Below are 14535 nucleotides of genomic sequence, written 5' to 3' on the forward strand. Positions count from 1 at the left end.
CACGATCGCGTGGGCGGTGAGCTGATGCCCGCCGAGACAGCGGTCGTGGACTGTCGCGACCTGTCCCTTGGCTATGCGGGGCGACCGGCGCTTCAGGGTTTGGACGGCATTGTCGCTCGGGGTGAGCGTCTCGCGGTCGTTGGTCCGAACGGCGCCGGGAAAACGACCTTCCTGCGGGCGCTTGCAGGTGAAATCGGCGTCCTATCGGGTCAGCTGCGTTTGAGAATTCCGGGCGAGGGCACGATCGGATATCTCCCCCAGGCTGCGGATCTGGATCGAAGCTTTCCGATCACCGCGGCGGAGTTTGCCGGAACGGGTCTCTGGAAGCGGCTCGGACCCTTTGCCCGCCTGCATCGCGAGGAGCGCCGCGCTCTGGCCGAGGCGCTGGCACGCACCGGGCTGGAGCCGCTCTCACACTGCCTCTTGTCGGAACTGTCGGGAGGTCAGCTGCAGCGGTTGCTGTTCGCCAGGACCTTGCTCCAGGACCCCTGCCTCATCCTGTTGGACGAGCCTTTCGCGTCGGTCGACGCCGAGACCACTTCGGACCTGCTCGAGATCCTGAAAGCCTGGCATGTCGACGGGCGCACCATCATCGCTTCGCTGCACGACCTCGGTCAGGTCCGGGATCACTTTCCCCGGACCCTTCTGTTGGCAGGTCGGCCCATCGCATGGGGCAGCACGACAAACGTGCTGACACCGACCAACCTGCGTCTGGCGAGCGGTCGGGCCAGTCCTTTCCCGTCGCACGATCTCGCGACCGAGCTGACCCGATAGCCATCCATGTCGATGCTTGACCTCCTCGTCGGCCCGTTCGCGGAATTCGGGTTCATGAGGCGCGCGTTGGCGGGCTGCGTGGCCCTGTCGGTCAGCGCCCCTCCCATCGGGCTCTTCCTCACGCTGCGTCGGATGAGCCTCATGGGCGACGCTATCAGCCATGCGATCCTGCCCGGGGCCGCCGCCGGCTTCCTGGTGAGCGGCCTTTCCCTTCCCGCCATGACCCTGGGAGGACTGGCCGCCGGGCTCACGGTAGCGCTCCTGGCCGGGTTGGTATCCCGCACGACGCTCCTCAAGGAGGACGCCAGCCTCGCCGCCTTCTATCTTGTTTCACTCGCTGGCGGCGTCCTGCTCGTCTCGTTGAGGGGGTCGAATGTCGACCTGCTGCACATCCTGTTCGGGTCGGTTCTTGCCTTGGACGATGCCGCCCTCTTCCTGCTTGGATCGATCTCGACCGTGTCGCTCGCTTGGCTTGCGGTCATGTATCGGGCGCTCGTTCTGGACAGCGTCGACCCGCTCTTCCTCCGCCTGGTGAGCCGAACCAGTTCGGTTACGCACCTCTCCTTCCTGGCGGTCGTCGTACTCAATCTGGTGGGAGGGTTTCAGGCGCTCGGGACGCTGCTGGCGGTGGGGCTGATGCTGCTGCCTGCGATCACGGCCCGGTTCTGGGCTCGTTCGATCAATGGACTTCTGCCGATCAGTGTCGGCGTCGCGCTCTTCTCCAGCTACGCGGGTCTGCTGGTCTCCTACTATGGTGGGCTTCCCTCCGGTCCGACCATCATCCTGGCCGCAGGCACGCTCTACATCATCTCGCTTCTCGTCGGACCGAAGGGCGGGCTCCTCTGGCGGAAACGCGGCTGACCTCGCCGCATGGTGCCCGCTGCTCAGGGCTCAGGATCGGCTTCGCGCGCCGCGCCGCCGCGCTCGGACCCGACCCAACTTGAGTGTTGATATGTTATAGAGTACCGTATCCCGGTCTACTAGAAAGTCGGACGAGGCAGTCCATGCTCACGCGTCGCACCTTGATGGCCTCCGTGGCCTCGCTATCCGCCTTGCCGTCCGCCTGGAGCCAGGCTTCCTCACCCAAAGTCCGGGTGGTGGTGACGTTCTCGATACTGGCGGATCTCGTGAGGCAGGTTGGCGGTGATCGCGTCGACGTGACCTCGCTTGTCGGGCCGAACGCCGACGCGCACGAGTTTCAGCCCTCGCCGAACACCGCCAAGACGGTCGCGGACGCAAGCCTCGTCGTGATCAACGGTCTGGGTCTCGAAGCCTGGGCTAGCCGCCTCATCACCGCGTCGGGCAGCAAGGCCCCGGTGATCACCGCGTCAAAAGACATCAAGCCGTTGGCGGGTGGAAGCGGCGCCGCTGGCCACCACCATGGTTCGGACCCGCACGCCTGGCAGAACGTGCGCAACGTGAACGTCTATGTGACGAACCTGCGCGACGCGCTCACCAGGGTCGATGCAGCCGGGAAGAGCATCTACGAAACGAATGCGTCGCGCTACATGGCGGAACTCGCGCGGCTCGACGAGGAGGTGAAGGCTGCCATGGCCAGCATCCCGCCGCAGAACCGCAAGATCATCACGTCGCACGACGCCTTCGGCTATTTTGGCAAGGCATACGGGATCCAGTTCGTGGCGCCGCAGGGCGTCTCGACGGAAACCGAGGCCAGCGCAAGGGACGTGGCGCTCATCATTCGTCAGATCAAACAGCAGAAGATCCCGGCCGTGTTCATCGAGAACATCTCTGATCCGCGCCTCATCGAGCAGATAGCGCGGGAGACGGGCGCGAAGATCGGCGGGAAGCTCTATTCCGACGCCTTGTCGGAGGTGGGAGGCCCAGCGTCCACCTATCTCGATATGATCCGCAACAACGTCGCGGCTTTCCAGAACGCCCTTCGCGGTTAGTCGCCGCGCTCTGACCTAGTCGCGGCATAGCCTAATCGTTCGCCGCTGCGCAGGGAGGGCTGTTCCGGCGCGCCCACAGAGTTCGGGGCTGTCAGCGGCACATTGCAGGCTATTCGAGAATACGGCCGTCGCTCGTTTGCAACAGCGTGGAATTCTGCGTGGCGCGACCTCGCAAGGCGCTTGCGAGCCTTTTCAGGAGCCGTCACAGGTTATGTTGTAACATAGCTTACTTAGGTGCAGGGTCATGGTCCTGGTTTCGAAAACACAGCTGCTGACCGGAACGGCGCTGGCTCTCACAGCGGCGGGGGCCTTCCGGGCGGCCGAGGCGCAAACAGCCTTGCCCCAGATCGTCGTCACGTCCCCGAGCCCGATTCTCACCCGGCGCACGACCCCGCAGCCGGCACCGCCGCGTGTGAATGCACCGTTAGCTCCCGTCCGAAATGCGCGCAGCGCGCGACCCGTGCAGACGGTCACACCGGCGCCGCCGGCCGCGTCGGACCCACTCCGAGCCGACACCTCATCATTTCCGGTCGGCATCCTGCCTGTCGTTGCGGATACCTTCGCGCCCGTGACGGTCGTGCCGCGCAGCGAGATCATCCGCGAGCAGCCGAAGACGCTTGGGGACGCCCTGTTCGACAAGCCCGGCATCTCCGGGACAAGCTACGCGCCAGGAGCGGCTAATCGACCGATCATCCGTGGCCTCGACAATTATCGCGTCCGCATTCAGGAGAACGGGATCGGAGTGCATGACGTTTCGCCGCTCGGCGAGGACCATGCCGTTCCCATCAACCCGCTCGTGAATGACCGGATCGAGGTCATTCGCGGGCCGGCGACCCTGCGCTATGGAAGCCAGGCCATCGGCGGGGTCGTGAGCGCCGAGAACAACCGCATTCCCAGCTTCATCCCCCAGGGCGGTTATGCGGCGCAGGTCCTGAGTGGCTACTCGTCCGTCGACAATGGCGGGGTCGGCGCAGCGACCGTGGATGCCGGCGACGGAAACGTCGCGTTCCACGCCGACGGGTTCAAATCCAGGACGGATGACTATCAGACTCCGCGGGGTCGGCAATTCAACTCCGCGAGCCAGACTCAGGGTGGCGCTGTCGGCTATTCCTTCATCGGTCCGAACGGCTTCCTGGGAGCCTCCTTCAGCCACTATGACGCGCGGTATCAGATCCCGGGTGGCGAAGCGGCAGCATCGCGAACTCAGCTCGATCCGACGCAGCAGAAGGTGCAAATCCGTGGCGAGTACCGCTTCGACAGCGGTCCCTTCGACGCCTTTCGGTTCTGGGTCGGCGGCTCCAGCTACAAGCACAACGAGCGCGGCCTCGACGAGGACGGTCATTTCGGCGTCCGGGCAACCTTCAAGAACCGGGAGGTCGAGGCCCGGTTCGAATTGCAGCACGTTCCGGTCCCGACGAATGTCGGCACTCTGACCGGGGCGGTCGGTTTGCAAACGGATCGCACGAAGCTCGGCACATCTGGCGAGGCAGGCGGTCTGCTCGCGCCGACCGACAGCCGGTTCGTCGCCGGCTACCTCTTCGAGCAGTTCGACTTCGGGAACGGGTTCAAGATCCAGGCTGCGGGCCGAAGCGAGTCTTCGCGGGCGGTCGGGACCCCGCTGCTCTTCCCTCGGAACTTCCTGCCGACCCTATCGCCGACGGGCGAGGTCGACGGCAATGGTGATCCGATCCTCGCGCCCGACGATCCGGCATCGGCATCCCGCCGGCGCAAGTTCATGCCCGTGAGCGCCGCCATCGGTGCTCTGCAGGCCCTTCCCTACGGTTTCGAAGCAAGCCTCACCGGACAATATGTCGAGCGCGCGCCGGCTGCTCCCGAGCTTTATTCCCGCGGGGCGCACGACGCTACGGCGACCTTCGAAATCGGCGACCCCAACCTGAAGCTCGAGCGCGCAAGGACGATCGAGCTCGGGCTTCGCCGCGCCGAAGGTCCTTTCCGGCTCGATGCGACCGGCTATTACACGCGCTATACGGGGTTCATCTACAAGCGGCTGACCGGCACGCTATGCGGCGATGAGTTCACCACGTGCGGCGCGGATACCGAGCTGCAGCAGATCGTCTACTCCCAGCAGAACGCGACGTTCTACGGTGCGGAGATCGGCACTCAGCTCGACGTCATCCCGATCCGGTCAGGCTTCATCGGCGTCGAAGCACAATACGACTTCGTGCGGGCGAAGTTCGACGATGGCACCAACGTTCCCCGTATTCCGCCGCATCGGGTCGGAGGAGGTGTGTTCTGGCGCGAGGGCGGCTGGTTCGCCAGGCTGAACCTCCTGCACGCCTTCGATCATCGGGAGACGGCCCCCTACGAAACCTTCACGAAAGGCTACGACAATCTTCGAGCCGAGGTGAGCTACACGCGTCCGATGGACCGCAGGGTCTACGGTATCAGCGAACTCACGATCGGTTTGCGCGGGGACAATCTGCTCGACGACGACATTCGAAATTCGGCGTCGTTCAAGAAGGACGAGATCCTGCTTCCGGGGCGCAGTGCGCGCTTGTTCCTGAACGCGAGGTTCTGATGGGCTCGGGCGATCGCCTGGGCTGGCGTGAGACTGAAGGGCGTCAGACGGCGCGATATCACGACGCTTCTGCCGATGCCCACGACTTCGGTCCGACCTGGGCGGACTTTCTAGGCGCCCGGCTTCCGTTCCGCGCTGAGGCGGGTCCCGCACTATCGTCCGGGATCCGGCCCGCCGCGTGCGCGAGAATTGCTGAGCCCTCGAGGCGTGGCGACGGAGCGCGACGCTTTTCGCTGCCGCTGCCCTTGCGACTTGGCACGACATCGGCTTTCCGCTGGTCGGCCGCAGCATGGAATTCGGAGGCGTCGAGCAAGAGTGGCCGAGGCGAATATCATCGGACCCGGTCTCCGCCTGGGCATCGACATCGGCGGTACCTTCACGGATTTCGCGCTGGTCGACCGGACCGGCCGGCGGATCGGCGTCCACAAGCAGCTGACGACCCCGCTCGACCCCTCCTCGGCGGTGCTGGAGGGGACGGCCGCGATCTGCGCGGCGGCCGGATGCGCACCCGCCGACCTCGTCGAGGTCGTGCACGGCACGACGCTGGTCACGAATGCGCTTATCGAGCGACGGGGCGACCGCACCGGCATGCTGGTGACCGCCGGCTTCCGAGACCTCCTCGATATCGGGCGCGAGCAGCGCTACGACCTGTTCGACCTCCGGATCCGCTTCGCCGAGCCGCTCGTCGAGCGCGCGCTGCGGGCCGAGGTGCCCGAACGCCTGAAGCATGACGGCTCCGTCCTCGTCCCGCTCGACGAGGCGGCCGTCGCGGCGGGGATCACCCGCCTCGTCGAGGAGGAGCGGATCGAGGCGCTGGCGATCTGCTTCCTGCACGCCCATGCCGACGACCGGCACGAGCGGCGCGCCCGCGCCATCGCCCTCGACCTCTATCCCGGTCTCTACGTCTCCCATTCCGCCGATGTCTTCCCATATCCGCGCGAATTCGAGCGCTGGACGACCACGACCGCGAATGCCTATTCGCAGCCCCTCGTCGACCGCTACCTGTCCCGGCTCGAAGGCGGGCTCGCCGAGGCGGGCTTCCGGGGCCGCCTCTGGATCATGGCCTCGAGCGGCGGCCTGATGAGCCTCGCCATGGCGCGGCGCCATCCCGTTCGGCTCCTCGAATCCGGGCCGGCCGCGGGCGTGATGATCGCGGCCCGGATCGGGCGCGAGCGGACCGGGACCAACCTCCTGTCCTTCGATCTCGGCGGCACGACGGCCAAGGGCGCGCTCGTCCGCGACGGCCGGCCCTTCCGGACCTACAGCTTCGAGGCGGCCCACGCATACGAATACCGGAGCGGCTCCGGGCTCCAGCTCCAGATTCCCGTCCTCGACATGACCGAGATCGGCACCGGCGGCGGCAGCCTCGTCGGCCTCGACGAACTCGGCCGCTTGAGGGTCGGCCCGCGCAGCGCCGGCGCCGAGCCCGGCCCGGTCTGCTACGGGCGCGGCGGGCGCGTCCCGACCCTGACGGACGCCAATCTCGTCCTCGGCTATCTCCACCCGGACAGCTTCCTCGGCGGATCGATGAGGCTCGACATTGAAGGGGCGCGCGCAGCCTTCGAGGCGGAGATCGGCGCGGCGCTCGGAGTCGATGCGCTCCGGGCGGCCTGGGGCGTCCACGACGTCGCGAACGAGGACATCGCCCGCGCTTTCCGCATGCATGCGACCGAACGCGGCTTCGACTATCGGGGCAGCGCGATGGTCGCCTTCGGCGGGGGCGGGCCGCTTCACGCGGCCCGGATCGCCCGCAAGCTGCGGGTGCCGCGCGTGATCTTCCCGATGGGTGCGGGCGTCATGTCGGCCTTCGGCATGCTGTCCGGGGCGCAGGCCTTCGAGGCCGTCCGGGCCTTCCCGCGCCGTCTCGACGACGTGTCGGACGAGGAACTCGCGGCGACCCTGGCCGAACTCGAAGCCGAGGCCTCCTCGCCCCTGGTCGGGAGCGGCGTTCCGGCCCCGGCCATCCGCTGGCACCGGCGCGCCGACATGCGCTACAGCGGCCAGCATTACGACATCGAGGTCGAGGTCCCGGAGCGGCGCGGTCCGGCCCCGGACGGCGGCCTGCGCGAGGCGCTCCGCGCGCTCTTCTCCGCGCGCTACCGCGAGATCTTCCACACCAATCTCGACCAGCCGATCGCGATCGTCGGCTGGAAGGTCGAGGCGGGCGGGCCGGCGCCGGGCCATGTCACGACGGGACCGACGCGAGAGGGCACGGGCGGCGACGCCCTGATCGGCCGCCGCCCCGCCTTCTTCCCCCTGGCCGGAGGGCTCGTCGATTGCCCGGTCTACGCACGCGGCAGGCTCGCGCCCGGCACCGTCGTCGCGGGCCCGGCCCTGATCGAGGAGGCGGAATCCACCACCCTCCTCGACGCGGGCGACCGCGCCGAAGTCGGACGGGACCTCACCTTGATGGCGGAGATCGGCGGCGCATGACCTCCCCCCGCCGCCTCGATCCGATCGACCTCGCCATCGCCTGGGACCGCCTCGTCTCGATCACCGACGAAGGTGCGGCGGCCCTCATCCGCACCTCCTTCTCGATGCTGGTGCGCGAGGGCTTCGACCTCTCGGTCATGATCTTCGATACGGCCGGCCGCATGATCGCGCAGAGCCGCAAATGCATCCCGGTCTTCATCGGCACGGCGCCCGTCACGATGGCCGCGATGCTGGCCCGCTTTCCGCCCGACCGGCTCCGGCCGGGGGACATCGTCGCCTCGAACGATCCCGTGATCGGCACGGGCCACATGTTCGACCTCGCCCTGATGCGGCCGATCTTCCGGGAGGGCCGCATCGTCGCCTACGCGATGAGCATCACCCACCTGCCCGATATCGGCGGGATGGGCTTCTCGGCCGCCGCGACCGAGATCTACCACGAGGGCCTGCGGCTCCCGATGTGGAAGCTTTTCGCGGAAGGGCGGCGCGACGAGACGCTGATCGAACTCATCACGCTGAACGTCCGGGTGCCGGACCAGGTGCTGGGCGACATCATGGCAAGCGTCAGTTGCCTCGAGGTGGTCGGGCGGCAATTGCTCGACTTCCTGTCCGAATCCGGGCTGCCCGATCTCGACGAGGTCGCGGCCTCGATCCTGTCGCAGACGGAGAATGCCGTCCGCAGCGCGCTGGCGGAGATCCCGGACGGCACCTACCGGAACGAGGTCGACGTCGAGGCCTTCGGCGACGTGAGGCGGCTCGTCTGCCGGCTCGACAAGACGGGCCGGGACGTCGCGATCGATTTCACGGGCACCGGGCCCTGCGTCACGGCCGGCATCAACGTGCCGATGCCCTATACGCGCTCGATGGCGCTCTACACGCTGAAATGCATCACGGCGCCGCGCCTGCCCAACAACGACGGCGCCACGGCCGCGATCACCATCTCGGCGCCCGTGGGTTGCCTGCTGAACGCCGTCCCGCCCGCACCCTCGGCAGGACGGCACACGATCGGGCATTTCATCCCGCCGCTGATCTTCGGCGCGCTGGCCGAGGTGGTGCCGGACAGGGTCATGGCCGGGAGCGGCCTCATCGATTTCGTCACCCTCCAGGGACGCCTGCCGGACGGCACGGCCACCACCATGACCTTCTGCGCGGCCGGCGGCTTCGGGGCCTTGAGCGACCTCGACGGCCAGCCGACCACGCCCGGCTCCTCCAATATCGGCGGCGTCTCGACGGAGCTCTTCGAGCCGGCCAGCGGCCTGACGGTCGAGCGGAAGACGTTGCGGCCCGATTCCGGAGGAGCCGGCATGTTCCGGGGCGGGCCAGGCCAGGAAATCGTGCTCCGGAACGACAGCGGCTTCCCGATGAGCGTCTTCTCGATGGCGAACCGCACCTCCTTTCCGGCCCTCGGGATCGCGGGCGGGCTGCCCGGCGCCTGCCGGGAGCATCTCGTCGACGATCGCCCGATCCCGCCTCAGGGACGGCACGAACTCGCGCCCGGGGCGCGTCTGACGCTGCGGCAGGCAGGGGGCGCCGGGTTCGGTTCGCCGGCCCTCAGGCCGCGCGCCAAGGTCGAGGACGACATCCGTCGCGGATACGCGACGCGGGAGGGCGTGGCGCGCGATTATGGGTCCGCCCCGGACGAGGTCGGCTCGTGATGGCACGACACTTGTGTCTGTCCATCGTCGGGCGCCTGTGTAACGGTCAGGCCCCACGCCTGATCCTTCCCGCAACATATCTCCGAGACCCTCGACCGATCCATGCTGCGGAGTTCTCTCGACGCCCTGTACCGCCTGTCGGGTTACCTCGCGGGCTTTTTCCTGGTCGTGATCTTCGCCCTGATGATGGCGCTGTCCGTCGGCCGCCAGATCGGGATCAACGTGCCGTCGGGTGACGATTTCGCCTCCTGGTGCATGGCCGCGATGGCCTTCCTCGGCCTCGCCTACACGTTCAAGAGCGGCGACATGATCCGGGTCGGCCTCCTGATCGAGAAGCTGAGCGGTCGGCGACGCCACGTCTTCGAATTGTTGTGCCTGGCGGTCGGCGTCGCCTTCGTCGGCTATTTCAGCTGGTACGCGGTCGTCATGACGATCGACTCCTGGCGCTTCGACGACATGTCGCAAGGCGTCGTCGCGATCCCGCTCTGGTTTCCGCAGATCGGCTATTCGGGCGGACTCGTCATCCTCTTCATCGCGCTCGTGGACGAGTTCGTGCACGTCCTGCGGGGCGGCGTGCCGCGCTACGAAAAGCCGCCGCCGACCTCCGACGACGAGATCATCGAGCGCGCCATGCAGAGCGGGGTCTGAGCCGTGGAACTGCTCGAGATCGGGGCCCTGCTCCTCGTCCTCCTGGCCGTCCTGCTCGTCGGCGGGGTGTGGATCGCGGTTGCACTGCTCGCGGTCGGCTGGGTCGGCATGCAGTTCGCCGGCGGCAGCATCCCGGCGGGCTCGGTGCTGGCGACGACGACCTGGGGCAACAGCGCCTCCTGGTCGCTCGCCGCCCTGCCGCTCTTCATCTGGATGGGGGAGATCCTGTTCCGGACACGGCTGTCGGAAGAAATGTTCCGCGGCCTGTCGCCCTGGCTGAACTGGCTGCCGGGCCGGTTGATGCACGTGAACGTGCTGGCCTGCGGGCTTTTCGGGTCGGTCTCGGGATCCTCCGCCGCGACCTGCGCCACGGTCGCTAAGATCGCGCTGCCGGAGCTGAAGAAGCGCGGCTACGACGACATGGTCAGCCTGGGCTCGCTCGCCGGCGCCGGTACCCTCGGCATCCTGATCCCGCCGTCGATCACGATGGTCGTCTACGCGATCGCGGCCAACGTCTCGATCATCCAGGTCTTCCTGGCGGGCTTCCTGCCGGGCCTCCTCGTGATGGCCCTCTATTCCGGCTACATCGTCGTCTGGGCGCTCCTGAACCCGGACAAGCAGCCGCCGCCCGAGCCCGCGACGACCTTGCGCGAGAAACTCACGCAGTCGCTCGACCTTCTGCCCTGCATGTTCCTCATCGTGCTGGTCTTCGCCGCGCTGATGTTCGGCTGGGCGACGGCCACGGAATGCGCGGCCTGGGGCGTGCTCGGCTCCTTCGCCATCGCCTGGTGGTCGGGCGGCCTGACCTGGACCGCCTTCGAGCAGAGCATCATGGGCACCGTCCGGGTGACCTGCATGATCATGCTGATCCTCGCCGGCGCCTCCTTCATGTCGACGTCGATGGCCTATACGGGCCTGCCCCAGGCGCTCGCCGGTTGGGTCGACAGCCTGCAGCTCTCGCCCTTCGGCCTAATCGCCGCCCTGACCGTCATGTATGTCGTGCTCGGCACCGCGCTCGACGGCATCTCCATGATCGTCCTGACCACGACCGTCGTCCTCCCGATGATCAAGCTGGCCGGGTTCGATCTCGTCTGGTTCGGCATCTTCCTGGTCCTGGTCGTCGAGATGGCGGAGGTGTCGCCCCCGGTCGGCTTCAACCTCTTCGTCCTCCAGGCGATGAGCGGGCGAGACTCGAACACCGTTGCTTTAGCCGCGCTGCCGTTCTTCTTTCTCCTCGTCGCCGCCGTTGCGATCGTCACGATCTTCCCGCAAATCGTGATGTTCCTGCCGCAGCTCGCCTTCCCGCAATGACCGTCCAACCCCACCGCTCGAAGAGGTCAACGATGACACGCTTTTCACGCGCAGCGATCGCGCTCGCCTGCACCCTGACCTTCGCGCTTCCCGCCCTGGCGCAGACGAAATGGAACGTCGCCACGGCCTATCCGGCGGACAATTACCACACCGAGAACATCGCCCAGTTCGCCAAGGACGTATCGGCCGCCACCGGCGGCAAGGTCGGCATGACGATCCACGCCAACGCCTCGCTCTTCAAGGCGCCGGAGATCAAGCGTGCCGTCCAGACCGGACAGGCGCAGATGGGCGAGATCATCCTCTCGCTGCACGAGAACGAGGATCCGATCTACGGGCTCGACGTGGTGCCCTTCCTGGCGGCCTCCTTCCCGGAGGCGAAGAAGCTCTGGGACGTGCAGCGCGCCGCCGTCGAGAAGAAGCTCGCCTCGCAGGGCCTGGTGCTTCTCTTCGCGGTGCCCTGGCCTCCCCAGGGCATCTACACCAAGAAGGATGTGGGCGGGGTCGAAGACCTGAAGGGCCTGAAGTTCCGGGCCTATAGCGTCGGGACCTCGCGCATCGCCGAGCTTGTCGGCGGCCAGCCCGTGACCGTTCAGGCGGCCGAACTTCCGCAGGCGCTGGCGACCGGCGTCGTGAACGCCGTCATCACCTCGGCCTCCACGGGATACGATTCCAAGATCTGGGAATCGCTGACCCACTTCTACGACCTCCAGGCCTGGCTTCCGAAGAACATGATCTTCGTCAACAAGGCCGCGCTCGACGCGCTCGACAAGCCGAGCCAGGACGCCCTGATGAAGGCCGCCGAAGAGGCCGAGACCCGCGGCTGGAAGCTCGCAGAGGAAAAGACGAAATGGTATTCGGACCAGCTCGTCTCCCGCGGCATGAAGGTCGTGCCGCCGACCGCCGCACTGAAGGCCGGACTGGGCAAGATCGGCGAGCAGCTGACGGGCGACTGGCTGAAGCGGGCCGGCCCCAGCGGCCAGGCCGTGGTCGATGCCTTTCGGGCAAAGTGAGCCGACTCGTTCAGCGCCGCTCGCTCGCGCGTGCGGCTAGAGTTCGGACCGGATCGCGTTGAGGAGCCTAAAGCGCATCGCGCCGTCGTTGCTCCTGAGCGCGATCACGAAGCGCACGCGTCCGTGCTTGGAGGTGTTGGCGTAACCCGCCAAGGTGCTGACGCCCGAAAAGGTGCCGGTCTTGAACTGAGCGCCGTCGCACTGGCGCAGCAGGGTGGCCTGGGGTTCGAACAGGCGGAGCAGCTGGGCGAGGCCGCGGGCCGTGAAGCGGTTGCCCCGGCTGATGCCGGAGCCTTCCTCAAGTCGGATGGACCTGTCGAGGCCGTGCTTGGCAAGGATACCGTTCGCGACCTCGAGCGACTTATCGAGGCTGACGGGCCCGCCGAGGCGCTGCGCGCCGATCTCCAGGAAGACCTGGTTGGCGATGTAGTTGTTCGAGTCGTGGAGCAACCCGGCCAGAATGGTCGACAGGGTGCGTGATTGGCGGTGAACGTAGACGGGCGCCAGGCTCTTGGGCACGGGTCCCGTCGAGATCCTGCCTTGGACGCTGCCGCCGGCCCGCTCGATGAATGCGGCCACCAGCTCGCCGGCATATCGGAGGCCCATCGCGGGGTCCTGCGTCAGGCTGATGCGACCTCGACCCTGGGAGCCGCGCGCCAGGAACTGGATGACGGCGAGCGGCGTGATCGGGGTCTGCTGTTCCGCGGACTGGACCGTCCTGCCCTTCCTCACGGCGTGGACGGTGTTGAAGTTCACGGCGAGCGCGGAGTTCCGCGCATCGTAGGCCTGGTCGGTCTGCTCGATGCCCGGGATGCGGATATCCTCGGGGTAGTAGCTGGCGTCGAGCACGATGCCGCTGAGCGGCTCCTTGCCGATGGCGGCGACCAGGGCGGAGGCGAGCTGAGCCAGCTCTTCGGAAATGAGAAAGGGATCCCCGCCGCCGCGAACGTAGAGCACCCGGTTGCCGTCCAGAAAGAAGCGCGTCTCGAAGCGGTAATCGGCGCCAAGGACTTCCAACGCCAGCCAGGAGGTCACCATCTTGGCGACCGAGGCAGGCACGAAGGGCTCGTCAGCATTCTGGGCAACGAGCTCTTTGCCGTTTTCGTCCATCACGAGCACCAGCCCCGAGGGGGCAAGGGCCGCGAGCGTCTCCTTGGCGCCGGCCATGACCTGGGCGGGCAAAAGGAGCAGTGCGCAGGCGAGCGCGAGGAGGTGAGACCACCTGACTCCCCTGCCCCGTGCCATCCGCCTCGTCTTCCTTGGCCTGCTTTCCTGTAGTCGAGTCACGATGGTGGACCCAATGCGACGCCCATGGACGGATGAGGACTCGTCGGCATCATCGTGACGATCGCTCTTCAGGACTGATTCAGGTCTTCACGGAAGATTCTCAATCCACCGGAACCATGGCCACCACGTGGCAGAGGTGGTCCGCGTCGAACAGCACTGTTCCCCCGTGGCCGCGGATACGATGCCGGTACGTGATTTCTGAACCGTCCGAGTAAGTCGCCCCGTTCAGAGCCGCTGGAGCGCTCACTCTTTCCCGAAGAGCAAATTCGGCAGCACGAGCACCACGTCGGGGACGAAGATCAGGAGCAAGGTCACGAGCGAGACGGCGAGCAGGAAGGGCATCGATTCCCGCGTATACTCGCCGATGGGGCAGCGCAGGATCTGGCAGGCCACGAACATCGCGCCGCCGACCGGTGGCGTATAATTGCCGATCGTCGCCGCGATGATGAAGATCAGCCCGAAATGGACAGGGTCGATGCCGTATTGCGTGATCAGCGGCAGGAAGATCGGCGTTAGCATGATGATGAGCACGGAGCCTTCCATGAAGGTCCCGGCCAGGAGGATGAACAGGACGATCATCACCATCACCACGTGCGCATTGTCCGTGAGCTTGAGCATCCAGCTCGAGATCGCCTCCGGCACCTGCTCGTAGACGATGCCGTAGCCAAAGATCGACGAGAGCGCGAGCAGGAACATCACCGCCCCGATATCGACGAGGCTCGCTTCGATCGCCTCCTGGAAAGTCGCGGCGGAGAGCATGCGATAGACGAAGAACCCGATCACCACCGCATAGACGACCGCGAAGGCGCCGATCTCGGAGGGCGTGAAGATGCCGAACCGAAGGCCGAGCAGGAGAATGATCGGAAACAGGATCGCCCAGACGCCGCCCCAGACGGCCTGCCCGAGCTCACGGGCGGTCGGCAGCCTCTCGCGTTCCGGCGCGTAGCCCCGCTGCCGGGCCGTGATCCAGA

General features: G+C 66.8%; 11 protein-coding genes. 9 read left to right on the forward strand and 2 right to left on the reverse strand.

Features of this window, described 5'->3' with window-relative positions:
- Nucleotides 1–24 precede the first annotated feature (24 nt).
- The 9 genes from ACFE87_RS01380 (at nt 25) to ACFE87_RS01420 (ending at nt 12277) form a co-directional block, all read left to right on the forward strand.
- Complete coding sequence (locus ACFE87_RS01380) at nt 25–774, forward strand: metal ABC transporter ATP-binding protein (RefSeq protein ID WP_375457793.1); 750 nt, start codon at nt 25–27, stop codon at nt 772–774.
- Between the two features lie 12 nt (nt 775–786).
- Nucleotides 787–1635 carry a metal ABC transporter permease gene (locus ACFE87_RS01385; RefSeq protein WP_375457826.1) on the forward strand — a complete coding sequence of 283 codons (849 nt, stop codon included), beginning with the start codon at nt 787–789 and terminating at the stop codon, nt 1633–1635.
- Between the two features lie 164 nt (nt 1636–1799).
- Nucleotides 1800–2684 carry a metal ABC transporter substrate-binding protein gene (locus tag ACFE87_RS01390; RefSeq protein ID WP_375457794.1) on the forward strand — a complete coding sequence of 295 codons (885 nt, stop codon included), beginning with the start codon at nt 1800–1802 and terminating at the stop codon, nt 2682–2684.
- A 244-nt stretch (nt 2685–2928) separates the two neighbouring features.
- Nucleotides 2929–5223, forward strand: a complete 2295-nt coding sequence (locus ACFE87_RS01395) for a TonB-dependent receptor domain-containing protein (protein WP_375457795.1) — start codon at nt 2929–2931, stop codon at nt 5221–5223.
- 315 nt (nt 5224–5538) lie between these two features.
- Complete coding sequence (locus tag ACFE87_RS01400; RefSeq protein WP_375457796.1) at nt 5539–7656, forward strand: hydantoinase/oxoprolinase family protein; 2118 nt, start codon at nt 5539–5541, stop codon at nt 7654–7656.
- The gene (locus tag ACFE87_RS01405; protein WP_375457797.1) at nt 7653–9308 is read left to right on the forward strand and encodes a hydantoinase B/oxoprolinase family protein; all 1656 of its coding nucleotides are present in this window, start codon (nt 7653–7655) and stop codon (nt 9306–9308) included. The genes ACFE87_RS01400 and ACFE87_RS01405 overlap by 4 nt, the downstream gene beginning before the upstream one ends.
- 102 nt (nt 9309–9410) lie before the next feature.
- Nucleotides 9411–9956 carry a TRAP transporter small permease gene (locus ACFE87_RS01410; RefSeq protein WP_375457798.1) on the forward strand — a complete coding sequence of 182 codons (546 nt, stop codon included), beginning with the start codon at nt 9411–9413 and terminating at the stop codon, nt 9954–9956.
- 3 nt (nt 9957–9959) lie between these two features.
- Nucleotides 9960–11267, forward strand: a complete 1308-nt coding sequence (locus tag ACFE87_RS01415) for a TRAP transporter large permease (protein ID WP_375457799.1) — start codon at nt 9960–9962, stop codon at nt 11265–11267.
- Between the two features lie 32 nt (nt 11268–11299).
- A complete protein-coding gene (locus tag ACFE87_RS01420) occupies nt 11300–12277 on the forward strand; it encodes a TRAP transporter substrate-binding protein (protein WP_375457800.1) in 978 nt (325 codons plus the stop codon).
- A gap of 36 nt (nt 12278–12313) precedes the next feature.
- Here ACFE87_RS01420 and ACFE87_RS01425 read toward each other — a convergent pair whose 3' ends face one another.
- Nucleotides 12314–13522 carry a D-alanyl-D-alanine carboxypeptidase/D-alanyl-D-alanine-endopeptidase gene (locus tag ACFE87_RS01425; RefSeq protein WP_375457801.1) on the reverse strand — a complete coding sequence of 403 codons (1209 nt, stop codon included), beginning with the start codon at nt 13520–13522 and terminating at the stop codon, nt 12314–12316.
- A gap of 285 nt (nt 13523–13807) precedes the next feature.
- A partial coding sequence (locus ACFE87_RS01430) for a TRAP transporter large permease (RefSeq protein WP_375457802.1) occupies nt 13808–14535 on the reverse strand: 728 nt, incomplete at its 5' end.

It is taken from the genome of uncultured Enterovirga sp., from assembly GCF_964242715.1.
Taxonomy (GTDB): domain Bacteria; phylum Pseudomonadota; class Alphaproteobacteria; order Rhizobiales; family Beijerinckiaceae; genus Enterovirga.

What these genes read in the sequence shown, in the direction of transcription:
- ACFE87_RS01385 (WP_375457826.1), top strand. Translation starts at nt 787, where the DNA reads ATGCTTGACCTCCTCGTCGGCCCGTTCGCGGAATTCGGGTTCATGAGG.
- ACFE87_RS01405 (WP_375457797.1), top strand. Translation starts at nt 7,653, where the DNA reads ATGACCTCCCCCCGCCGCCTCGATCCGATCGACCTCGCCATCGCCTGG.
- ACFE87_RS01395 (WP_375457795.1), top strand. Translation starts at nt 2,929, where the DNA reads ATGGTCCTGGTTTCGAAAACACAGCTGCTGACCGGAACGGCGCTGGCT.
- ACFE87_RS01425 (WP_375457801.1), bottom strand. Translation starts at nt 13,522, where the DNA reads ATGGCACGGGGCAGGGGAGTCAGGTGGTCTCACCTCCTCGCGCTCGCC.
- ACFE87_RS01390 (WP_375457794.1), top strand. Translation starts at nt 1,800, where the DNA reads ATGGCCTCCGTGGCCTCGCTATCCGCCTTGCCGTCCGCCTGGAGCCAG.
- ACFE87_RS01380 (WP_375457793.1), top strand. Translation starts at nt 25, where the DNA reads ATGCCCGCCGAGACAGCGGTCGTGGACTGTCGCGACCTGTCCCTTGGC.
- ACFE87_RS01420 (WP_375457800.1), top strand. Translation starts at nt 11,300, where the DNA reads ATGACACGCTTTTCACGCGCAGCGATCGCGCTCGCCTGCACCCTGACC.
- ACFE87_RS01410 (WP_375457798.1), top strand. Translation starts at nt 9,411, where the DNA reads ATGCTGCGGAGTTCTCTCGACGCCCTGTACCGCCTGTCGGGTTACCTC.